Raw genomic sequence first — 18,109 nt, 5'->3', positions numbered from 1 at the left:
CGCTCAGTGCGGCCAGAGCTGTACGAATTTCTCCCACAGCGCGTCGCGGCTTTCGGCGCGCTGTGGGTCGCTGACAATCGTATTGTCGATAGGACAGACGCTCTGGCAGGTTGGCGTTTCATAATGCCCCACGCACTCGGTGCAGCGTGCCGGATCGATTTCATATATCGCCTTACCCAGCGCGATAGCCTGATTGGGACACTCCGGCTCACACATGTCGCAGTTAATACATTTCGCCGTAATCAGTAACGCCATTCTTCACGTCCGTTAATCCTCATTAAAAACGCGGTCATTATAAGCTGGTTTAACGCTTATATCAGCTTTTTCACCAGCGCTTCGCTGTGGCGAATGTGGCTCGATGCCCGCTCCGGATCGTGCTGCACCAGCGCCATAAATAGCAAATCTGTCAGGGCGAGCTGCGCGCTGGTTGAGGAGATTGCCGCGCTGCGCGTGCTCTGCTCCTCTGCAACGGTATAGAGGCAGATTGACGCGCACTGCTGCAGCGCATTTGGCGTAAAACCGGTAAAGGCCACCACATCCGCACCGATAGCGGCTGCTTCCTGTGCCGCCAGATTGATTTCGCGTCGTTCGCCGGTGTAGGAGATGGCCAGCAGGACATCGCCCGGCGCCATCGCCTGAACGCTGGCGAGCAGGGCGTGCATATCCTGCTCTGCCACCGCGTTAATACCGATTTTCATCAGTTTCCAGGAGAAATCTTTCGCCACCAGACCGGATGCCCCAATACCCACCAGCAGAATGCGGTTGGCATTCTTCAGCAGATGCAGCGTCTCCATCAGCTTCTCTTCGCTGTTGATATCCAGCGTGGCGCGGATCGCGGAGATCTTCTCCGTCAGCAGCTTCTCTCCCACGGTCTTCAGCGGATCGTCACTGAGGATATGGTTATGCACGGTGATCGCATCGCGATCCGCCAGCGATTCGCTCAGCGCCAGCTTCAGTGCCGGAAAGCCTTTATAACCCAGCTTCTGCGCAAATTTCACCACGCTCGACTGGCTGACGCCCGCCTCTTCAGCCAGCTTCTGCGAGCTGAGATGGCGCGCCCGATCGGGCTGTGACAGTAAAAAGTCGGCCAGCCGGCGCTCATTCAGCGCCAGCCGGGGATAGAGCTGACGGATTCGCAGCAGTGAACTCATGGTCGATCCTTACTCCCGGTTTTATAGCATGGCGCGGCTAACCTCTCCGCAGCATGCGCAGCAATAGTCAATATTCCATGACACCAAGAATAAACTATTCAGTGGGCTTTGTAGCTAGCGGAATTAAAAATCACAGCTTCGCTAAGCGCGGTTGCTGGCTACACTGTAGAGCAGCAACTGATTTAAAAAAGGAGAGGGGTTTGACACAGGACTCGCAACGTCGCGTCGTATTTTTCGACCTGGACGGCACGCTGCATCAGCAGGATATGTTTGGCACCTTTATGCGCTTTTTACTGCGCCGGCAGCCGCTGAATCTGCTGCTGGTGGTTCCGCTGCTGCCGGTTATTGGCCTCGGGCTGCTGATTAAGGGCCGGGCAGCGCGCTGGCCAATGAGTCTGCTGCTCTGGGCAATCACGTTCGGGCACAGCGAAACGCGCCTGCGCGCGCGTGAAGCGGAGTTTGTGCAGTGGTTCCGCGAGCGGGTAGTAGCGTTTCCGGTGGTGCAGCAGCGCCTGACCGATTACCTGCAGAGCAACGATGCCGATGTGTGGCTGATTACCGGATCACCGCAGTCGCTGGTGGAGCAGGTCTATTTTGACTCCGCTTTTCTGCCGCGTGTGAAACTGATTGCCAGCCAGATGCGGCCAGGACGCGGCGGACGCGTGCTGGCGATGCGCTGCCTGGGCCACGAAAAGGTTGCGCAGCTGGAAGAGCAGATTGGCACGCCGCTGCAGCTCTACAGCGGCTATAGCGACAGCAAGCAGGATAACCCGCTGCTGTTTTTCTGCCAGCATCGCTGGCGCGTAACGCCGCGCGGTGAACTGCAGCAGCTGGAGTGAATCGCGCGGCGTTTTTGTCTATAATGCGCCGCCTTTTGATTCTGCAGGAGTTACCCGGTGAAGCCACAAACTGATGAATACTGGATGCGTTATGCGCTGCAGCTGGCGCAGCGTGCCCGGGAGCAGGGTGAGGTGCCGGTCGGAGCCGTGCTGGTGCAGGGAGATAAAGTCATAGGCGAGGGCTGGAACCGGCCGATTGGCCAGTGCGATCCCACCGCACACGCGGAGATCATGGCGCTGCGCCAGGGCGGCAAAGTGCTGGATAACTATCGCCTGCTGGATACCACGCTCTATGTCACGCTGGAGCCGTGCGTCATGTGCGCCGGCGCCATGGTTCACAGCCGCATTACCCGCCTGGTCTACGGCGCGAAAGATATTAAAACCGGCGCGGCCGGTTCGCTGCTGGATGTGCTGGGGCACCCGGGGATGAATCATCAGATTGAGATCGCCTGCGGCGTGCTGGCGGAGGAGTGCGCCGGCATGCTGAGCGACTTTTTTCGTATGCGACGCGAGCAGAAGCGCGCGCTGCGTCAGGCACAGCGCGCAGATTAGTTCATGGCAATTTTAGGCTCAACCGCCGGATAGCCGGCGCCCAGCTCTGCTTCCAGCGCTGAACGCTGCGCCAGGCGGCGCTCCTGCTCCTGCAGATAGCCCACCAGGCTTAGCTGATACTTACGGATATTCTCCACGTAGTTATACGCTTCGTGCCCGCGCGCATAGCCGTAGGCGGTTTGCGCGTAGTAGCGCTTCTGGCTGAGCATCGGCAGGCGCAGTTTTACATCCGCCCAGCTGTCAGGGTTACCCCCCTGTTTTGCCGTCAGCCGGCGCACGTCGAGCATGTGCGCATATCCCATATTGTAAGCTGCCAGCGCAAACCAGATGCGCTCGTCATCAGGCACGCTCGCCGGCACTTTATCCATCATGCGCTGCAGATACTCACTGCCGCCGCGAATGCTCTGCTCCGGATCGAGCCGGTCATCAACGTTAAGACTATCCGCCGTGTTGCGCGTCAGCATCATCATGCCGCGCACGCCGGTGGGCGAGGTCGCCTGCGGATTCCAGTGCGACTCCTGATAGGAGATCGCCGCCAGCAGGCGCCAGTCCATGCTCGCCGCATATTTCTCAAACAGCGGTTTGATATCCGGCAGCGTATTGTCAATTGCGCGCAGGAAGGTGCGGGTATCAACATAATCAAACGTGCCAACGTGACCGAGGTACTTCTCCTCCAGCCGCGCCATGGTGCCTTCTTCACCCATCTGGCTGTAGAAATCGAGCATGGCCGCGTTGAGGCTGCTGTCAGCATTGCGCGGCAGATACCAGGTCACTGGCTCTTCATCGGTAATATCAAAGGCTACCGCCAGCTGCGGATGAATACGCTGCAGCAGGCCCACGGTCACCGAGTCGCCTACCGTGTAGTCAAGCTTGCCGTCAGCCACCGCCTCCAGCAGCGCTTTCTGTCCCTGATCGGTGGCGATAGCCCAGTCGAGATCGGGATAGCTGTTGGCTTTTTCTGCCCGCAGCGTGGAGAGATAGGCTGAGCCGGACTGCACCACCAGACGGCCTTTCAGGTCGCCCAGCGTGCGCGGACGCGGCTTATCGATACGGTAAACCAGCTGCTGCGACACCGAATAGTAGCTGGGACCGGCCTGATAGTGCGCCAGACGCTCACTGTTATAGATAAGCCCGGCGGCGAGCAGATCGGCTTTTCCGTCATCGAGATCGTCAAACAGATCGCCCAGGCTGGGTCGCACAGTGACTTCCAGCCTGACGCCGAGGTAGTCTGCAAAGCGCTTTGCCAGCTCGTAATCCATGCCAGCCGGTGCCTGATTGACGGTGTAATAGGTCAGTGGCGAATTGACGGTGCTGATGCGCAACACACCGCGTGATTTGATCGCTGTCAGCGCGTCCCGATCGCCCCCGTACCAGGGGATTGCCGGCCACAGCGCCAGCGCCAGCAGCACGGTGATCAGACCGATAAACAGATAATTTAATTTTAGGCGTTTCAAATGGTTGTCTCTTAATGGCTCACAGGCCTCTGTCCTTTAAAGGCAGTATTGGTATTGTTTTTTACTCCCAGAGCGAGGGGCATTTTGCGCAACAAAGCGAAACAGGGCAACTCATATAGCAAGTTTTGCGCAAAATTCAGGCAAATCCCGTATGGCAGTTTTTCTGCGCAAACGGTTTCGTTACCCGCGCGCTTTCTCTATAATACCGCCCGTTTTCCCTGTTGCGCCCAAGGAAGCGTCGCCCGGCGCTTCGAAGACGAGAGATCTTTAATGATGGAAATTCTGCGTGGTTCGCCCGCTCTGTCAGCATTTCGTGTAAACAAACTGCTGACCCGCTTTCAGAACGCTCATCTGCTGGTGAGTGATATTTACGCCGAGTATGTCCATTTTGCTGATGTTGCCGCACCGCTCAGCGCGGATGAACACGCCCGCCTGCAGCGTCTGCTGAAATATGGCCCTTCTCTCGCTGAACATGCGCCTCAAGGGCGTCTGCTGCTGGTCACGCCGCGCCCCGGCACTATCTCTCCCTGGTCATCGAAAGCCACGGACATTGCTCACAACTGCGATCTGCCGCAGGTTAAGCGCCTGGAGCGCGGCCTGGCGTTCTATGTTCAGGCGCCGCAGCTGACAGAAGCGCAGTGGCAGCAGCTGGCTGGCCTGCTGCACGATCGCATGATGGAGTGCGTATTCAGCGATCTGCAGGCGGCAGAGCAGCTGTTTGCTCATCATGCGCCGCAGCCGCTGCAGAGCGTTGACGTGCTGGGAACCGGACGTCAGGCGCTGGAGCAGGCGAATAGCACGCTGGGCCTGGCGCTGGCGGATGACGAAATAGATTACCTGCTGGATGCCTTCACCCGTCTGGGTCGCAACCCCAACGACATTGAACTCTATATGTTTGCGCAGGCGAACTCAGAGCACTGTCGCCACAAAATTTTCAACGCTGACTGGATCATCGATGGCGAAAAACAGCCGAAATCGCTGTTTAAGATGATCAAAAATACGTTTGAGCAGCATCCCGATCACGTGCTGTCAGCTTATAAAGATAACGCTGCCGTGATGGAAGGTTCGGAAGTTGGCCGCTTCTACGCTGATGCGCAGCAGGGCGAGTACGCTTTTCATCAGGAAGCCGCGCATATCCTGATGAAGGTAGAGACGCACAACCATCCAACCGCTATCTCCCCCTGGCCGGGTGCTGCCACCGGTTCAGGTGGTGAAATCCGCGATGAAGGCGCAACCGGGCGTGGCGCCAAGCCGAAAGCGGGTCTCACCGGCTTTTCCGTTTCCAATCTGCGTATTCCGGGCTTTGAGCAGCCTTGGGAAGAGGATTTCGGCAAGCCGGATCGTATTGTTACCGCACTGGATATCATGACCGAAGGCCCGCTGGGCGGCGCGGCGTTTAACAATGAATTTGGCCGTCCGGCGCTGAACGGTTACTTCCGCACCTATGAAGAGCAGGTTAACAGCCACAACGGCGTTGAACTGCGCGGCTACCATAAGCCGATCATGCTGGCAGGCGGGATTGGCAATATTCGTGCCGATCACGTGCAGAAAGGCGAGATCGTCGTGGGCGCCAAACTGATTGTGCTGGGCGGACCGGCGATGAACATCGGCCTCGGCGGCGGTGCTGCGTCATCCATGGCCTCCGGTCAGTCCGATGCCGACCTCGATTTTGCCTCAGTGCAGCGCGACAACCCGGAAATGGAGCGCCGCTGTCAGGAAGTAATTGACCGCTGCTGGCAGCTGGGCGAAGCCAACCCGATTCTGTTTATCCACGACGTCGGCGCGGGCGGTCTCTCTAACGCCATGCCTGAGCTGGTCAGCGATGGCGGACGCGGCGGTAACTTCAACTTGCGCGACATTCTCAGCGATGAGCCGGGCATGAGCCCGCTGGAAGTGTGGTGTAACGAGTCGCAGGAGCGCTATGTGCTGGCCGTTGCGCCAGAGAAGCTGGCGCTGTTTGATGAGCTGTGCCAGCGCGAGCGCGCCCCGTATGCGGTGATTGGTGAGGCGACTGAAGAGCAGCACCTCTCCCTGAGCGACAGCCATTTCGACAACAAGCCTATCGACATGCCGCTGGATGTTCTGCTGGGCAAAACGCCAAAAATGACGCGCGACGTCACGCGGCAGCAGGCAAAAGGCGACGCGCTGCAGCGTAACGGCATTACGGTTGCGGATGCGGTTAACCGCGTACTGCATCTGCCTGCGGTGGCTGAGAAAACGTTTCTTATCACCATCGGCGACCGTTCCGTGACCGGCATGGTGGCGCGCGATCAGATGGTGGGACCGTGGCAGATCCCGGTGGCAAACTGCGCCGTGACCACGGCCAGCCTCGACAGCTATCACGGCGAAGCTTTCGCCCTGGGCGAACGCGCCCCGGTCGCGCTGCTTGATTTTGCCGCCTCCGGGCGTCTGGCGGTAGGCGAAGCGCTCACTAACCTGGCCGCTACCGCGATTGGTTCGCTGAAGCGCGTGAAGCTTTCTGCAAACTGGATGGCAGCAGCCGGACATCCGGGTGAGGATGCCGGCCTCTACGAAGCGGTCAAAGCCGTTGGCGAAGAACTCTGCCCGGCGCTGGGGATCACTATCCCGGTCGGCAAAGACTCAATGTCGATGAAAACCCGCTGGCAGCAGGGCAATGAAGAGCGTGAAATGACGTCGCCGCTCTCGCTGGTGATCACCGCGTTTGCGCGCGTGGAAGATGTCCGGCGTACCGTAACGCCGCAGCTGCAGGCAGAGCAGGATAACCTGCTGCTGCTGGTGGACCTCGGCAACGGTGCCAATACGCTGGGCGCAACCGCGCTGTCGCAGGTCTATCGTCAGCTGGGCGATAAGCCGGCTGACGTGCGCGATGCCGCACAGCTGGCAGGCTTCTTCAACGCTATCCAGACGCTGGTCAGCGAACAGAAGCTGCTGGCCTACCACGACCGTTCCGACGGCGGGCTGCTGGTGACGCTGGCGGAGATGGCCTTTACCGGCCACTGCGGTATCGAGGCGGATATCGCCGCGCTGGGCAGCGATGCGCTGGCGGCGCTGTTCACCGAAGAGCTGGGCGCGGTGCTGCAGATCAACGCGGCCGATCTGGCAGCGGTAGAGAAGATATTTGCTGACCACGGTCTGCGCAGCGCGCTGCATGTGATTGGCAAGGCGCTGCCGGGCGACCGCTTTGTGATCCGCGCCGGCGAGCATCCGGTCTACAGCGAAAGCCGCACGACGCTGCGTACCTGGTGGGCCGAAACCACCTGGCAGATGCAGCGCCTGCGTGATAATCCGGCCTGTGCCGATCAGGAGCATGAGGCGAAGCAAAACGACAGCGATCCGGGTCTGAACGCTCAGCTGACCTTCCGGCCGGAAGAAGATGTGGCTGCGCCGATGATCGCCACCGGCGTGCGCCCGCGCATCGCCGTGCTGCGTGAGCAGGGCGTTAACTCACACGTTGAGATGGCAGCAGCGTTCCATCGCGCCGGCTTTACCGCCGTGGATGTACACATGAGCGATCTGCTGGCGGGACGTCGCGGCCTGGAGGAGTTCCATGCGCTGGTGGCGTGCGGCGGTTTCTCTTACGGCGACGTACTGGGTGCCGGCGAAGGCTGGGCAAAATCGATTCTGTTTAACGATCGCGTGCGCGACGAGTTTGAAAACTTCTTCCATCGTCCGCAGACGCTGGCGCTGGGTGTCTGCAACGGCTGCCAGATGATGTCAAACCTGCGCGAAGTGATCCCCGGCAGCGAGCTGTGGCCGCGTTTTGTCCGCAATCAGTCTGAGCGCTTTGAAGCGCGTTTCAGCCTGGTGGAAGTGGCGGCCAGTCCGTCGCTGCTGCTGGAGGGGATGGCAGGTTCACGCATGCCGATTGCGGTATCACACGGTGAAGGCTTTGTTGAAGTGCGCGACGGCGCCCATCTGGCGGCGCTGGAAGCAAAAGGCCTGGTGGCACTGCGCTTCACGGATAACTTCGGTAAAGTGACCGAAAGCTATCCGGCTAACCCGAACGGCTCGCCAAACGGTATCACGGCGGTCACCAACGAAAGCGGTCGCGTTACGATCATGATGCCGCATCCGGAGCGCGTCTTCCGTACCGTCAGCAACTCCTGGCATCCGGCAGAGTGGGGCGAAGACAGCCCGTGGATGCGCATTTTCCGTAATGCGCGTAAGCAGCTGGGCTGATCTGCGTTTTACAGCAGGTGCCTGTAAGCAGTAAAAAAAAGCCGCCGCAGTAAAGGGCGGTTTTTTTATCTGACGCAGACGACTGTCGCTCAATTCCGACAAATCGCCTGCCGCACTGTCTCTTTATGGAGACACTTAACTCTTTGATTTATATTAATCAGAAAAATCCAGGCTAAATGCGTCGCTAAGCAGAGACACTTTCATATGGTCAGCAGGTCGCGTCCACCTGCCGGGCACAGCACGACTATAGCGTCACTCTGATAAATAAAGAGTTTTAAAAAGTGGCACGATAGTTGCTATAATCAAACCGTGGCTCATTCGCCTGTCTGTGATTGCCCCGTAATTTACGGCAGAGCTCACAGAACCCTGAATGACGCACCAAACGGAGCCTGCCGTCCACCTGACCGATAATCGTCTGCATTGCAGCGTTATCAAGCACCGGACGTAACGTTGAGTTAGGCTCCACCTTTTCTGAGCGGCAGACCTTCGGGTCTGCCGTTTGCATTTCCGGCTTTCTAAGCGCGCCAGAGTTAGCTAGCATGCCTGCAGCACACTTTTTACGAGAGCGCGGCAGTATGAGATGGCGTCCGTTTCCCCGATCCCTGCGACAACTGGTTCTGATGGCCTTTTTACTGGTGCTGCTGCCGCTGCTGGTGCTGGCGTGGCAGGCGTGGGAAAGCCTCTCTGCGCTCAGTAATCAGGCGGCAGACACCAACCGCAATACCTTTACCGACGTGCGGCGCAGCGAGGCGATGGCCCGCACCGCCCTGGAGCTTGAGCGCAGCTATCGTCAATATTGCGTACTCGGTGATGCTGCGCTGGTCAGACTCTATACCACCCAGTGGACCCGCTACGGGCAGATGCTGAACAGCCATGCGGCCAGCCTGCCGGAACTGCCCACGTTTACCCTGCTGCGCAGCACGCTGCCGCAGCTCGCCACGGCCGCATGCGAAAACGGTAATCCTTCAGCGTCCGGTGCCGCTGCGCTGGAGCGCTTTTCTGATGCTAACGCGCGTATGGTGCAGGCGACGCGCGACGTGGTGTTTTCCCGCGGGCTGCAGCTGCAGCGCGATATCGCCGAGCGCGGTCAGTTCTTTGGCTGGCAGGCGCTGATCCTGTTCCTGGTTACGCTGATGCTGGTGCTGCTGTTTACCGGCATGATTATCGGGCCGGTAAAGCGCGTGGAGCGGATGATCAACCGGCTGGGGGAAGGGCAGTCGCTGGAAAATAACGTCAGCTTTCGCGGACCGCGTGAGCTGCGCTCGCTGGGACAGCGTATTGCCTGGCTTAGCGAACGGCTAAGCTGGCTGGAGGCACAGCGACATGAATTTTTACGTCATCTTTCACACGAGCTGAAAACGCCGCTCGCCAGCCTGCGCGAAGGCACAGAGCTGCTGGCCGATGGCGTTGCCGGGCCGCTTAACGCAGAGCAGCAGGAGATCGTCGCTATTCTCGACAGCAGCAGTCGCCATCTGCAGCGCCTGATTGAGCAGCTGCTGGATTACAACCGCAAGCTGAACGAGATGCCGCTTACTCCGGAGCCGGTCGCGCTGGATGCGATCGTGGCGGCTGTCACCCGCGTGCATTCGCTGCCTGCCAGCGCCCGGCGAATAAAAACGCACGTTGATCTGCAGGCCACCCGCTGTCTGGCGGAAGCGACGCTGCTGGAGCGCGTTATCGATAACCTCTACTCGAACGCCGTGAACTATGGTCGTGAATCCGGTAACATCTGGCTGCACAGCCGGCAAAAAGGCGACCGGGTGTGGATTGATGTGGCGAATAGCGGTACTCCGATTCCGCCAGAGGAGCAGGCGATGATCTTCGAACCTTTCTACCAGGGCAGCCAGCAGCGGCAGGGGCCCGTAAAAGGCAGCGGCCTGGGCCTGAGCATTGCAAAAGATTGTCTGCGGCGCATGCAGGGAGACCTGCAGCTGGTCAGTCACAAAGAGGCAGATGTCTGTTTCCGCATTATTTTACCCGCCGGTGCCAGGAAGCCTGAACCATGAAACGCCTTATCAGACAAGCTCTTCTGAGCGTACTTATTTTAAGCGGCGTGAGCGCCTGCCAGCCGCATGCGGTGCCGGTGCCCCAGCGTGAGCATATAAGCGTCACTGAACCCGATACCCGGCTGCCGGACTACCTTACTACCGCCTGTCAGAACGTATGGCCTGCTGAAACCGCAGCGGCGGTAAACAATCCGCTTTACTGGCAGCGAGCGATTGACTGCAGCGAACGGTTTTCGGCGGCTGAAGCCCGCGCAGAGGCCCGCCGCTGGCCGGTGCAGAGCTGGGCGCGCGCCTTCAAGCAGGGCATTCTGCTGGCGAACGGTAACGTCACGCCGGTTGAGCGCCGTCAGTATATCGCCACGCTCGACAGCTACAGCGCAGACTTTCCCGCAATGGTGCGTCCGCTGATCCAGCTGTGGCGCAGTAACCAGGCTGCACAGCTGGAGCTGAGCGAGGCGCGCAGCCGCTACAGCGCGCTGCAGCAGAGTCACGATAGCGAACTGGATGCCCTGCGCCATCAGCAGGCCCGGCTGCATCAGGCGCTGAACGAAACCCAGCGCAAACTGGAGCGGCTGACTGACATAGAGCGCCAGCTTTCATCGCGTAAAGCGCCGGACAGCAGCGACAGCCCGCACGCCGGGGATGAAATCCGGGAGGAGCAGCCATGAGTGCACGTGCCCGTTTACTGCTGGTAGATGATGACCCGGGCCTGCTCAGGCTGCTCGGTATGCGTCTCAGCAGTGAGGGTTTTCAGGTCGCTACCGCCGCCAGCGGGGCTGAGGCGCTGCGTCAGCTGCAGAAAGAGCCCGCGGATGTGGTCATCAGCGATCTGCGTATGGATGAGATGGACGGGCTGGCGCTGTTTGGCGAAATTCAGCGGCGTCACGCCGGGCTGCCGGTCATTATCCTGACCGCGCACGGCTCCATACCCGATGCGGTTTCTGCCACGCAGCAGGGGGTATTCAGCTTTCTCACCAAACCCGTGGATCGCGACGCGCTGTATAAAGCGATCGATGAGGCGCTGGCGCTGCGTGCACCGATCAGTGACGACCGGTGGCGTGAAGCGATTGTCACCCGGAATCCGCTGATGCAGCGGCTGCTGGAGCAGGCGCACATGGTGGCGCAGTCGGACGTCTCCATACTGATTAACGGTCAGAGCGGCACCGGGAAAGAGGTGCTGGCGCAGGCAATTCATGCTGCCAGTCCGCGCGCGGCGAAACCCTTTATCGCCATTAACTGCGGCGCACTGCCGGAGCAGCTGCTGGAGTCAGAGCTGTTTGGCCACGCGCGGGGCGCATTTACCGGCGCGGTCAGCGCGCGCGAAGGATTATTTCAGGCAGCAGAGGGCGGCACGCTGTTTCTGGATGAGATTGGCGATATGCCTCCGGCGCTGCAGATCAAACTGCTGCGCGTGCTGCAGGAGCGCAAAGTGCGTCCGCTTGGCAGTAACCGGGATGTGGAGATCAACGTACGTATCCTTTCTGCCACCCATCGCGACCTGCCAAAAGCGATGGAGAAAAAGAGTTTTCGGGAAGATCTCTACTACCGGCTCAATGTCGTGAATCTTAAACTTCCGGCGCTGCACGAGCGTGCTGAAGATATTCCGCTGCTGGCTAACCATTTACTGCGTCAGGCCGCCGGGCGCCACAAGCCATTTGTCCGCAGCTTCTCTGCCGGTGCAATGAAGCGGCTGGTCAGCGCCAGCTGGCCGGGTAACGTCCGTCAGCTGGTTAACGTTATTGAGCAGTGCGTTGCGCTGACCGTTGCACCCGTGATTGGTGAAGCGCTGGTGGAGCAGGCGCTGTCGGGCGAGAACACCGCGCTGCCCACCTTTGCGGAGGCGCGCAACCAGTTTGAGCTGAACTATCTGCGCAAGCTGCTGCAGATGACCAAAGGCAACGTTACTCACGCCGCGCGTCTTGCTGGACGTAACCGTACCGAGTTCTATAAGCTGCTGTCTCGTCATGAGCTGGACGCCAGCGACTTTAAAGAGTAGTTAGCCGCGCCACCGGCGCCGTTAGCGATATATACTTTCTGTTATCCGTCCGTCATGGAGGGAGCGAAAAAGGGATCTGCGATGAAAAAGATCGATGCAATTATTAAACCATTCAAACTTGATGACGTGCGTGAAGCGCTGGCGGAAGTCGGCATCACCGGGATGACGGTGAGCGAGGTCAAAGGGTTTGGACGTCAGAAAGGCCACACTGAACTCTATCGTGGTGCCGAATATATGGTCGATTTCCTGCCCAAGGTAAAAATCGAGATGGTGGTCGGGGATGACATTGTCGATACCTGCGTGGAAACCATCATGAAAACGGCGCAGACCGGCAAAATCGGCGACGGTAAAATTTTCGTATTTGACGTGGCGCGCGTGGTGCGTATCCGCACCGGCGAAGAGGATGAAGAGGCAATCTGATCCTCTGTCCGGCGTCACAGTAAAAGCCTGCCTGCCGCAGGCTTTTTTATTGCTGCAATTACAGCACCTTGTGCGGGCCGAAAACCTCATAGTGAATGCGTGCGGTATCGACGCCTGCATCCAGCAGCTGGCGAGCGACAAACTGCATAAACGGCAGCGGCCCGCACAGCCAGAACGTGCGGTCCGGCTGGTTCAGCTCCGCTGACACGCAGGCCAGATCCATTACGCCCTCTGCATCATACCGGCCGGCATCGTCGCTGGCAGGCTGGCGATACCAGACGTGGCTGCGAAAGTGCGGCAGGGTGGCGCCCAGCGCGGCAACTTCCCGCGCAAAGGCGTGCTGCGCGCCATTTTCAGCCGCGTGCAGCCAGGTCACGGCTGCCGGATGCTGTTGCTGCGCCAGCACCGCGAGCATCGCTAACATCGGCGTCTGACCGACGCCCGCTGAGATCAGCGTCACCGGCGTCGCTGGTTCTGTCTGCAGCACGACGTCACCCGCCGGCGCGCTGCACTGCACAATATTTCCCACCCGGGCGCAGTCGTGCAGCCAGCCCGACACGGTGCCGTGCGCTTCACGTTTGACAGCAATACGGTAGGCTTTGCCGTCAGGCGCGTGCGTCAGCGAATACTGGCGATGCTGCATAAACCCGTTTTCTGTCAGACGCAGGCTGAGCGTCAGGTATTGTCCCGGCAGGAAACCGGCCACCGGCTGCCCGTCATTGGGAACCAGCTCCAGACTGGTAATCACGCTGCTTTCCGGCGTAATGCGGCGGATACGAAAGTCACGCAGGCCGCGCCAGCCACCACTCTTCTGCTCAGATGCCTGATAGATAGCTTCTTCACGCTGAATAAAGACCTGCGCCAGCAGCGCATACGCTTTGCCCCAGGCCGCAAGTACCTCCTCGTCCGGATTGAGCTGCTCCTTCATGGTGGCCAGCAGCGTAGCGCCTACCAGATCGTACTGTTCAGGCCGGATATTCAGGCTGGCGTGCTTCTGCGCAATTTTCTCGACCGCCGGCAGCAGCGCTGGCAAATCCTCCAGATGGGTGGCGTAAGCGCAAATTGCATTAAACAGAGCTTCACGCTGATCGCCGCTGCGCTGATTGTTCATGTTAAACACGTTTTTCAGTTCAGGATGATCGTTCAGCAGTTTGTGGTAAAAACAGCCGGTAAGAGCGGGTCCCATTTTTGCTATAGCGGGCACGGAAGATTTAATGGTCGCGATAGTCTGAGCGTCAAGCATGGTGTGTTCCTCAGCAGATAACTTAAAAGATGTATTTTAAATGCATCTTATGCCGTGCACGTCCGGCTGTAAACCGGCAGCAGCAGCTTTTAGCGGGAGCCGGGTACGCATTCCGGGCGGTTTACGCTGATCTTCCGTCAATCCATGCCCTTTTTTTGCGTGCAGCTAAAGCGTAAAAAAGGCGTTCCAGCGGCATGCCAATCGTTTGCGTAAAAAGAGCGCCCTGGCGCTATCGTCCCCTGGCAAAACCGTTTACACTGTTGGCCTTCGCCCCTAAGCGGGGGCTTAAATTGCCGTTAAAGTTGCTGAGTCAGGAGATGCGGATGTTAAAGCGTGATATGAACATTGCCGATTATGATGCCGATTTGTGGCAGGCTATGGAGCAGGAGAAAGTGCGTCAGGAAGAGCACATTGAACTGATCGCTTCAGAAAACTACACCAGCCCGCGCGTTATGCAGGCGCAAGGTTCACAGCTCACCAATAAATACGCGGAAGGCTATCCGGGCAAGCGCTACTACGGCGGTTGTGAATATGTTGATATCGTTGAGCAGCTGGCGATCGACCGCGCAAAAGCCCTGTTTGGTGCAGATTTTGCCAACGTTCAGCCTCACTCTGGTTCGCAGGCAAACTTCGCTGTTTACACCGCGCTGCTGCAGCCGGGTGATACCATTCTTGGTATGAATCTGGCGCACGGTGGTCACCTGACCCACGGTTCACCGGTCAATCTTTCCGGAAAACTCTACAACGTTATCCCGTACGGCATCGATGAAACCGGCAAAATCAACTATGACGAACTGGCCGAGCTGGCGCAGACGCATAAGCCAAAAATGATCATCGGCGGCTTTTCTGCCTACTCCGGCGTCTGCGACTGGGCAAAAATGCGTGAAATCGCTGACAGCATCGGCGCCTGGCTGTTTGTGGATATGGCTCACGTGGCAGGTCTGGTGGCAGCTGACGTCTATCCTAACCCGGTTCCGCACGCGCATATCGTGACCACAACTACGCATAAAACGCTGGCGGGTCCGCGTGGCGGCCTGATTCTGGCGCAGGGCGGAGATGAGGATCTGTATAAGAAGCTCAACTCTGCGGTCTTCCCTGGCGGACAGGGCGGCCCACTGATGCACGTCATCGCCGGTAAAGCTGTAGCTTTCAAAGAGGCGATGGAGCCGGAGTTCAAAACCTATCAGCAGCAGGTGGCTAAAAACGCTAAAGCGATGGTTGAAGTCCTGCTGGAGCGCGGTTACAACATCGTTTCCGGCGGTACGTATAACCATCTGTTCCTGATCGATCTGGTGAGCAAAGGCCTGACCGGTAAAGAAGCGGATGCCGCTCTGGGACGTGCAAATATCACCGTGAACAAAAACAGCGTGCCAAACGATCCGAAAAGCCCGTTTGTGACCTCTGGCGTGCGTATTGGTACACCAGCGGTAACCCGTCGCGGCTTCAAAGAAGCAGACGTGCGTGAACTGGCTGGCTGGATCGCCGACGTGCTGGATAACGTGAATGACGAGGCCACCATCGAACGCACCAAACAGAAAGTGCTCGATATCTGTGCCCGTCTGCCCGTTTATGCCTGACAGGTTTTAACGGATGAAAAAAGGATGGCTCCGGCCATCCTTTTTTATTGGTGCATTTTCCACTGCTTAGCGCACGATTGATCCGCTCTGCGGGTTTCTTTTTAGCCGGTGCTTTGCCAAAGTAGCGCCCAAACCGCAGGCAGTGGCGCGCGCCACAGGAGAGAGCATGACCATCGCATCAGCCAGATGGCTGGGACTGAGCTATTTCACCTACTTTTTTTGCTACGGCATCTATTTACCTTTCTGGAGCGTCTGGCTGCAGGGCAGCGGACTCGATGCGGAAAAAATTGGCCTGCTGCTCGGTTGTGGCATGGTCGCGCGCTTCGCCGGCAGCCTGCTTATCGCTTCACAGGTTAAAAATCCGGCTCAGCTGATTGTCGCGCTGCGGCTGCTGGCGCTTCTGACCGCACTGTTCGCTCTCGGCTTCTGGTTCGGCGGCCAGTGGCTCTGGCTGCTGCTGGTCATGGCAGGGTTCAATCTCTTTTTCTCTCCGCTGGTGCCGCTGAGTGATGCGCTGGCGGCAACCTGGACGCGCCAGATTGGGCTGGCCTACGGTCCGGTGCGGCTGTGGGGATCGCTGGCGTTTGTCATCAGCTCGGCGCTCACCGGCATGCTGGTCAGCGCTTATTCTTATCAGGCGGTTTTGCTGCTGCTGAGTCTGGGCGTCGTGGCCATGCTGAGCGGGATGCTGCTGCCACCGCAGACGCGTCCGCAGGGTGAGGCGCGACAGGGCGCCAGCGGCGGCTGGGCGGCGTGGCGCGATCTGCTGCGGGAAAAGAGCGTCTGGCGTTTTATGATCTGCGTTACGCTGCTGCAGGGCGCGCATGCCGCCTACTACAGCTTCAGTGCCATCTGGTGGCAGCAGGCGGGCTACTCCGCCTCCGTGGTGGGGTATCTGTGGTCGCTCGGCGTGGTGGCGGAGATTGTAGTCTTTGCCCTCAGTAACCGTCTGTTCAGACGCTGGAGCGCGCGCGATCTGCTGCTGCTTTCCGGCGTCTGCGCGTTGCTGCGCTGGACGCTGCTCGGTGCCACGACCGCGCTGCCGCTGCTGGTTGTCGCACAGATTTTGCACTGCGGCAGTTTTACCATCTGCCACCTGGCGGCGATGCGCTTTATCGCTGCACGCAAAGGCACCGAAGTGATTCGCCTGCAGTCGCTCTACTCGGCGCTGGCGATGGGAGGCGGGATTGCTGTGATGACCATGATCTGCGGCGTCCTGTTTGCCCATTTGCAGGGGCATCTCTTCTGGGTCATGGCGCTGGTAGCGCTGCCGGCGCTGTTCCTGCGTCCTGCGGCTCAGGCGTCCAGCAGCTGAAGAATACGCTGCTGCTGATGATCGCTTAACGGCAGTTCTGCGTGGATCAGCGGCGGCGAAAAGAGCGGCAGCGAAATAGCATAGGGGGTGACCACCAGCGCCACATCGCGCGGTGCGCCCTCGCGCTGGAAGTGCAGCATATCCTGATAGGTTATATTGATCGGCAGCAGCGTCATGTCGCGCAGCTGCTGCTCCAGCAGCTGCTCCAGCGCGGCGTCGACGCCGGTGAGCAGCAGTACCTGCTTCTCCTGCAGCGCGCTCTCCTGCATCATCCAGGCACCAAACAGCACCGCCACCAGGCTGGTCTCTTCCGCGCTGAACTGCGTGCCAAAGTCGCTGCTGAAATGGTACAGCGCGCGCTCGGTGGTGCGCATCAGCCGCGGATAGAGCCGCGCCACATCCAGCGCCACGCTATTATCGATGCCAATAGAAAAATGGCTGCGGTCCAGCGCCTGCGCCAGATGAGTATAGAGCTGGAGCTTCAGCTCATGCTGGTTGCGGATGCGCGTTTTTGCCAGCTGTTCAAAACGCGCAATCAGCGCTTCGGTGGCACTCATCAACCGGTGCGCCTGTGGCACACTCAGCTGGGTGGCATCAGGCGCATGAATCAGACTGAAGAGCAGCGTCCAGAAATCGGTTTCGCTGGCATCGGGCATCAGATGACAGCGTTTCTGCCAGTGGTGAATGACATCGTCTGCTGCGGCACGCTCCGCTTTGTCTGCCAGCCAGCTGCGCTGCCGCTCGCTGAACAGCGCCGCCTGACGCTGACAAAGGGCATACTTCATAAAAATAAGCAGAAAAAGCTGGTCGCGGGGAGAGAAATTGCGCATCAGCCGCAGGCTGCAGTGCTGGATCAGCGCCTGCAGGTTGATCTCATCCCACAGCGCTTTTTCAATCTGCAAAACTTTGAGCCGCTGACGCAGGGCGGGAACAAAATGGTCGCAGACAAACGCCTGCGACAGGCGCAGCGCGCGTCGCAGCCAGTGGATCAGGCAGAGTCTTCTGTCCAGTTCCGTGCCGTGAATGCGAAAGCTGCCATCCACCATCTGATGCAGTTCCAGCTGATGAAAGCGCTGTATCTCATCGCCCACATCCGCGATATCCTGACGGGCAACCGCAGGATCAACGCCGTTCAGCTGGCACAGTTTATCGAGCGTCAGGGCGGGGGCGGGCAGAAATAACAGCAGTAACAGATGGCAACGTCGCTGGGAACGGCTGAAGAGCGGTGCTGTAGCAGGCGCAAAACTCATCACGTATTTTATCCGCAGCTCATTTTTCAGCTAAGAATAGCCAATATCGCGCTGAAATTACGCTATCGGTGCAGACTTTTACTCAGAGCTTCAGGGCGGGTCACAGTTTTTTTCGGGCCACGTAAACCTTTACCTTATAAATTGT

Annotated in this window: 14 protein-coding genes; 9 read left to right on the top strand and 5 right to left on the bottom strand. The window is 58.9% G+C overall.

Features of this window, described 5'->3' with window-relative positions:
• Positions 1–3 precede the first annotated feature (3 nt).
• Together F3J39_RS08475 and F3J39_RS08470 are read right to left on the bottom strand one after the other, a co-directional pair.
• Positions 4–255, bottom strand: a complete 252-nt coding sequence (locus tag F3J39_RS08475) for a YfhL family 4Fe-4S dicluster ferredoxin (RefSeq protein ID WP_039379685.1) — start codon at positions 253–255, stop codon at positions 4–6.
• 56 nt (positions 256–311) lie between these two features.
• Complete coding sequence (locus F3J39_RS08470; RefSeq protein WP_039379683.1) at positions 312–1,151, bottom strand: MurR/RpiR family transcriptional regulator; 840 nt, start codon at positions 1,149–1,151, stop codon at positions 312–314.
• A gap of 200 nt (positions 1,152–1,351) precedes the next feature.
• Here F3J39_RS08470 and yfhb point away from each other — a divergent pair, with 200 nt between their 5' ends.
• Both yfhb and tadA read left to right on the top strand, forming a co-directional pair.
• Positions 1,352–1,990, top strand: coding sequence for a phosphatidylglycerophosphatase C (gene yfhb / locus F3J39_RS08465; RefSeq protein ID WP_166714072.1), 639 nt, complete (start codon positions 1,352–1,354; stop codon positions 1,988–1,990).
• 57 nt (positions 1,991–2,047) lie between these two features.
• Entirely contained in the window at positions 2,048–2,542 is a 495-nt protein-coding gene (tadA, locus tag F3J39_RS08460; RefSeq protein ID WP_071667886.1) for a tRNA adenosine(34) deaminase TadA, read from the top strand.
• On the opposite strand, the gene mltF is transcribed toward tadA, so the two are convergent.
• On the bottom strand, positions 2,539–3,996 hold the full coding sequence (mltF, locus tag F3J39_RS08455) for a membrane-bound lytic murein transglycosylase MltF (protein ID WP_039379675.1): 1,458 nt from the start codon (positions 3,994–3,996) through the stop codon (positions 2,539–2,541). The two genes, tadA and mltF, sit on opposite strands and share 4 nt — an antisense overlap.
• A gap of 270 nt (positions 3,997–4,266) precedes the next feature.
• Between mltF and purL the strand changes: the two genes are divergently transcribed.
• From purL to glnB, 5 genes are all read left to right on the top strand, one after another.
• Positions 4,267–8,157, top strand: coding sequence for a phosphoribosylformylglycinamidine synthase (purL, locus tag F3J39_RS08450; protein ID WP_166714071.1), 3,891 nt, complete (start codon positions 4,267–4,269; stop codon positions 8,155–8,157).
• A 575-nt stretch (positions 8,158–8,732) separates the two neighbouring features.
• On the top strand, positions 8,733–10,163 hold the full coding sequence (locus F3J39_RS08445; protein WP_071667889.1) for a HAMP domain-containing sensor histidine kinase: 1,431 nt from the start codon (positions 8,733–8,735) through the stop codon (positions 10,161–10,163).
• Positions 10,160–10,831, top strand: a complete 672-nt coding sequence (gene qseG / locus F3J39_RS08440; protein ID WP_166714070.1) for a two-component system QseEF-associated lipoprotein QseG — start codon at positions 10,160–10,162, stop codon at positions 10,829–10,831. The genes F3J39_RS08445 and qseG overlap by 4 nt, the downstream gene beginning before the upstream one ends.
• Positions 10,828–12,159, top strand: a complete 1,332-nt coding sequence (gene glrR / locus F3J39_RS08435) for a two-component system response regulator GlrR (protein WP_039379663.1) — start codon at positions 10,828–10,830, stop codon at positions 12,157–12,159. The genes qseG and glrR overlap by 4 nt, the downstream gene beginning before the upstream one ends.
• Positions 12,160–12,240: 81 nt before the next feature.
• Positions 12,241–12,579: a nitrogen regulatory protein P-II gene (gene glnB, locus F3J39_RS08430; RefSeq protein ID WP_007886217.1), complete on the top strand. Its 339-nt coding sequence runs from the start codon at positions 12,241–12,243 to the stop codon at positions 12,577–12,579.
• 58 nt (positions 12,580–12,637) lie between these two features.
• On the opposite strand, the gene hmpA is transcribed toward glnB, so the two are convergent.
• Positions 12,638–13,822, bottom strand: a complete 1,185-nt coding sequence (gene hmpA, locus F3J39_RS08425; RefSeq protein ID WP_166714069.1) for an NO-inducible flavohemoprotein — start codon at positions 13,820–13,822, stop codon at positions 12,638–12,640.
• Between the two features lie 323 nt (positions 13,823–14,145).
• Here hmpA and glyA point away from each other — a divergent pair, with 323 nt between their 5' ends.
• Together glyA and F3J39_RS08415 are read left to right on the top strand one after the other, a co-directional pair.
• Positions 14,146–15,399 carry a serine hydroxymethyltransferase gene (glyA, locus tag F3J39_RS08420; RefSeq protein WP_039379655.1) on the top strand — a complete coding sequence of 418 codons (1,254 nt, stop codon included), beginning with the start codon at positions 14,146–14,148 and terminating at the stop codon, positions 15,397–15,399.
• Between the two features lie 166 nt (positions 15,400–15,565).
• On the top strand, positions 15,566–16,714 hold the full coding sequence (locus tag F3J39_RS08415) for a 3-phenylpropionate MFS transporter (protein ID WP_104085292.1): 1,149 nt from the start codon (positions 15,566–15,568) through the stop codon (positions 16,712–16,714).
• On the opposite strand, the gene csiE is transcribed toward F3J39_RS08415, so the two are convergent.
• The gene (gene csiE, locus F3J39_RS08410; protein ID WP_071667892.1) at positions 16,696–17,964 is read right to left on the bottom strand and encodes a stationary phase inducible protein CsiE; all 1,269 of its coding nucleotides are present in this window, start codon (positions 17,962–17,964) and stop codon (positions 16,696–16,698) included. The two genes, F3J39_RS08415 and csiE, sit on opposite strands and share 19 nt — an antisense overlap.
• Positions 17,965–18,109: the final 145 nt, after the last annotated feature.

The sequence above is a fragment of the Pantoea sp. Acro-807 genome, assembly GCF_011752675.1.
GTDB lineage: Bacteria > Pseudomonadota > Gammaproteobacteria > Enterobacterales > Enterobacteriaceae > Pantoea > Pantoea eucrina.
This window is presented reverse-complemented; position numbering and strand designations above follow the sequence as displayed.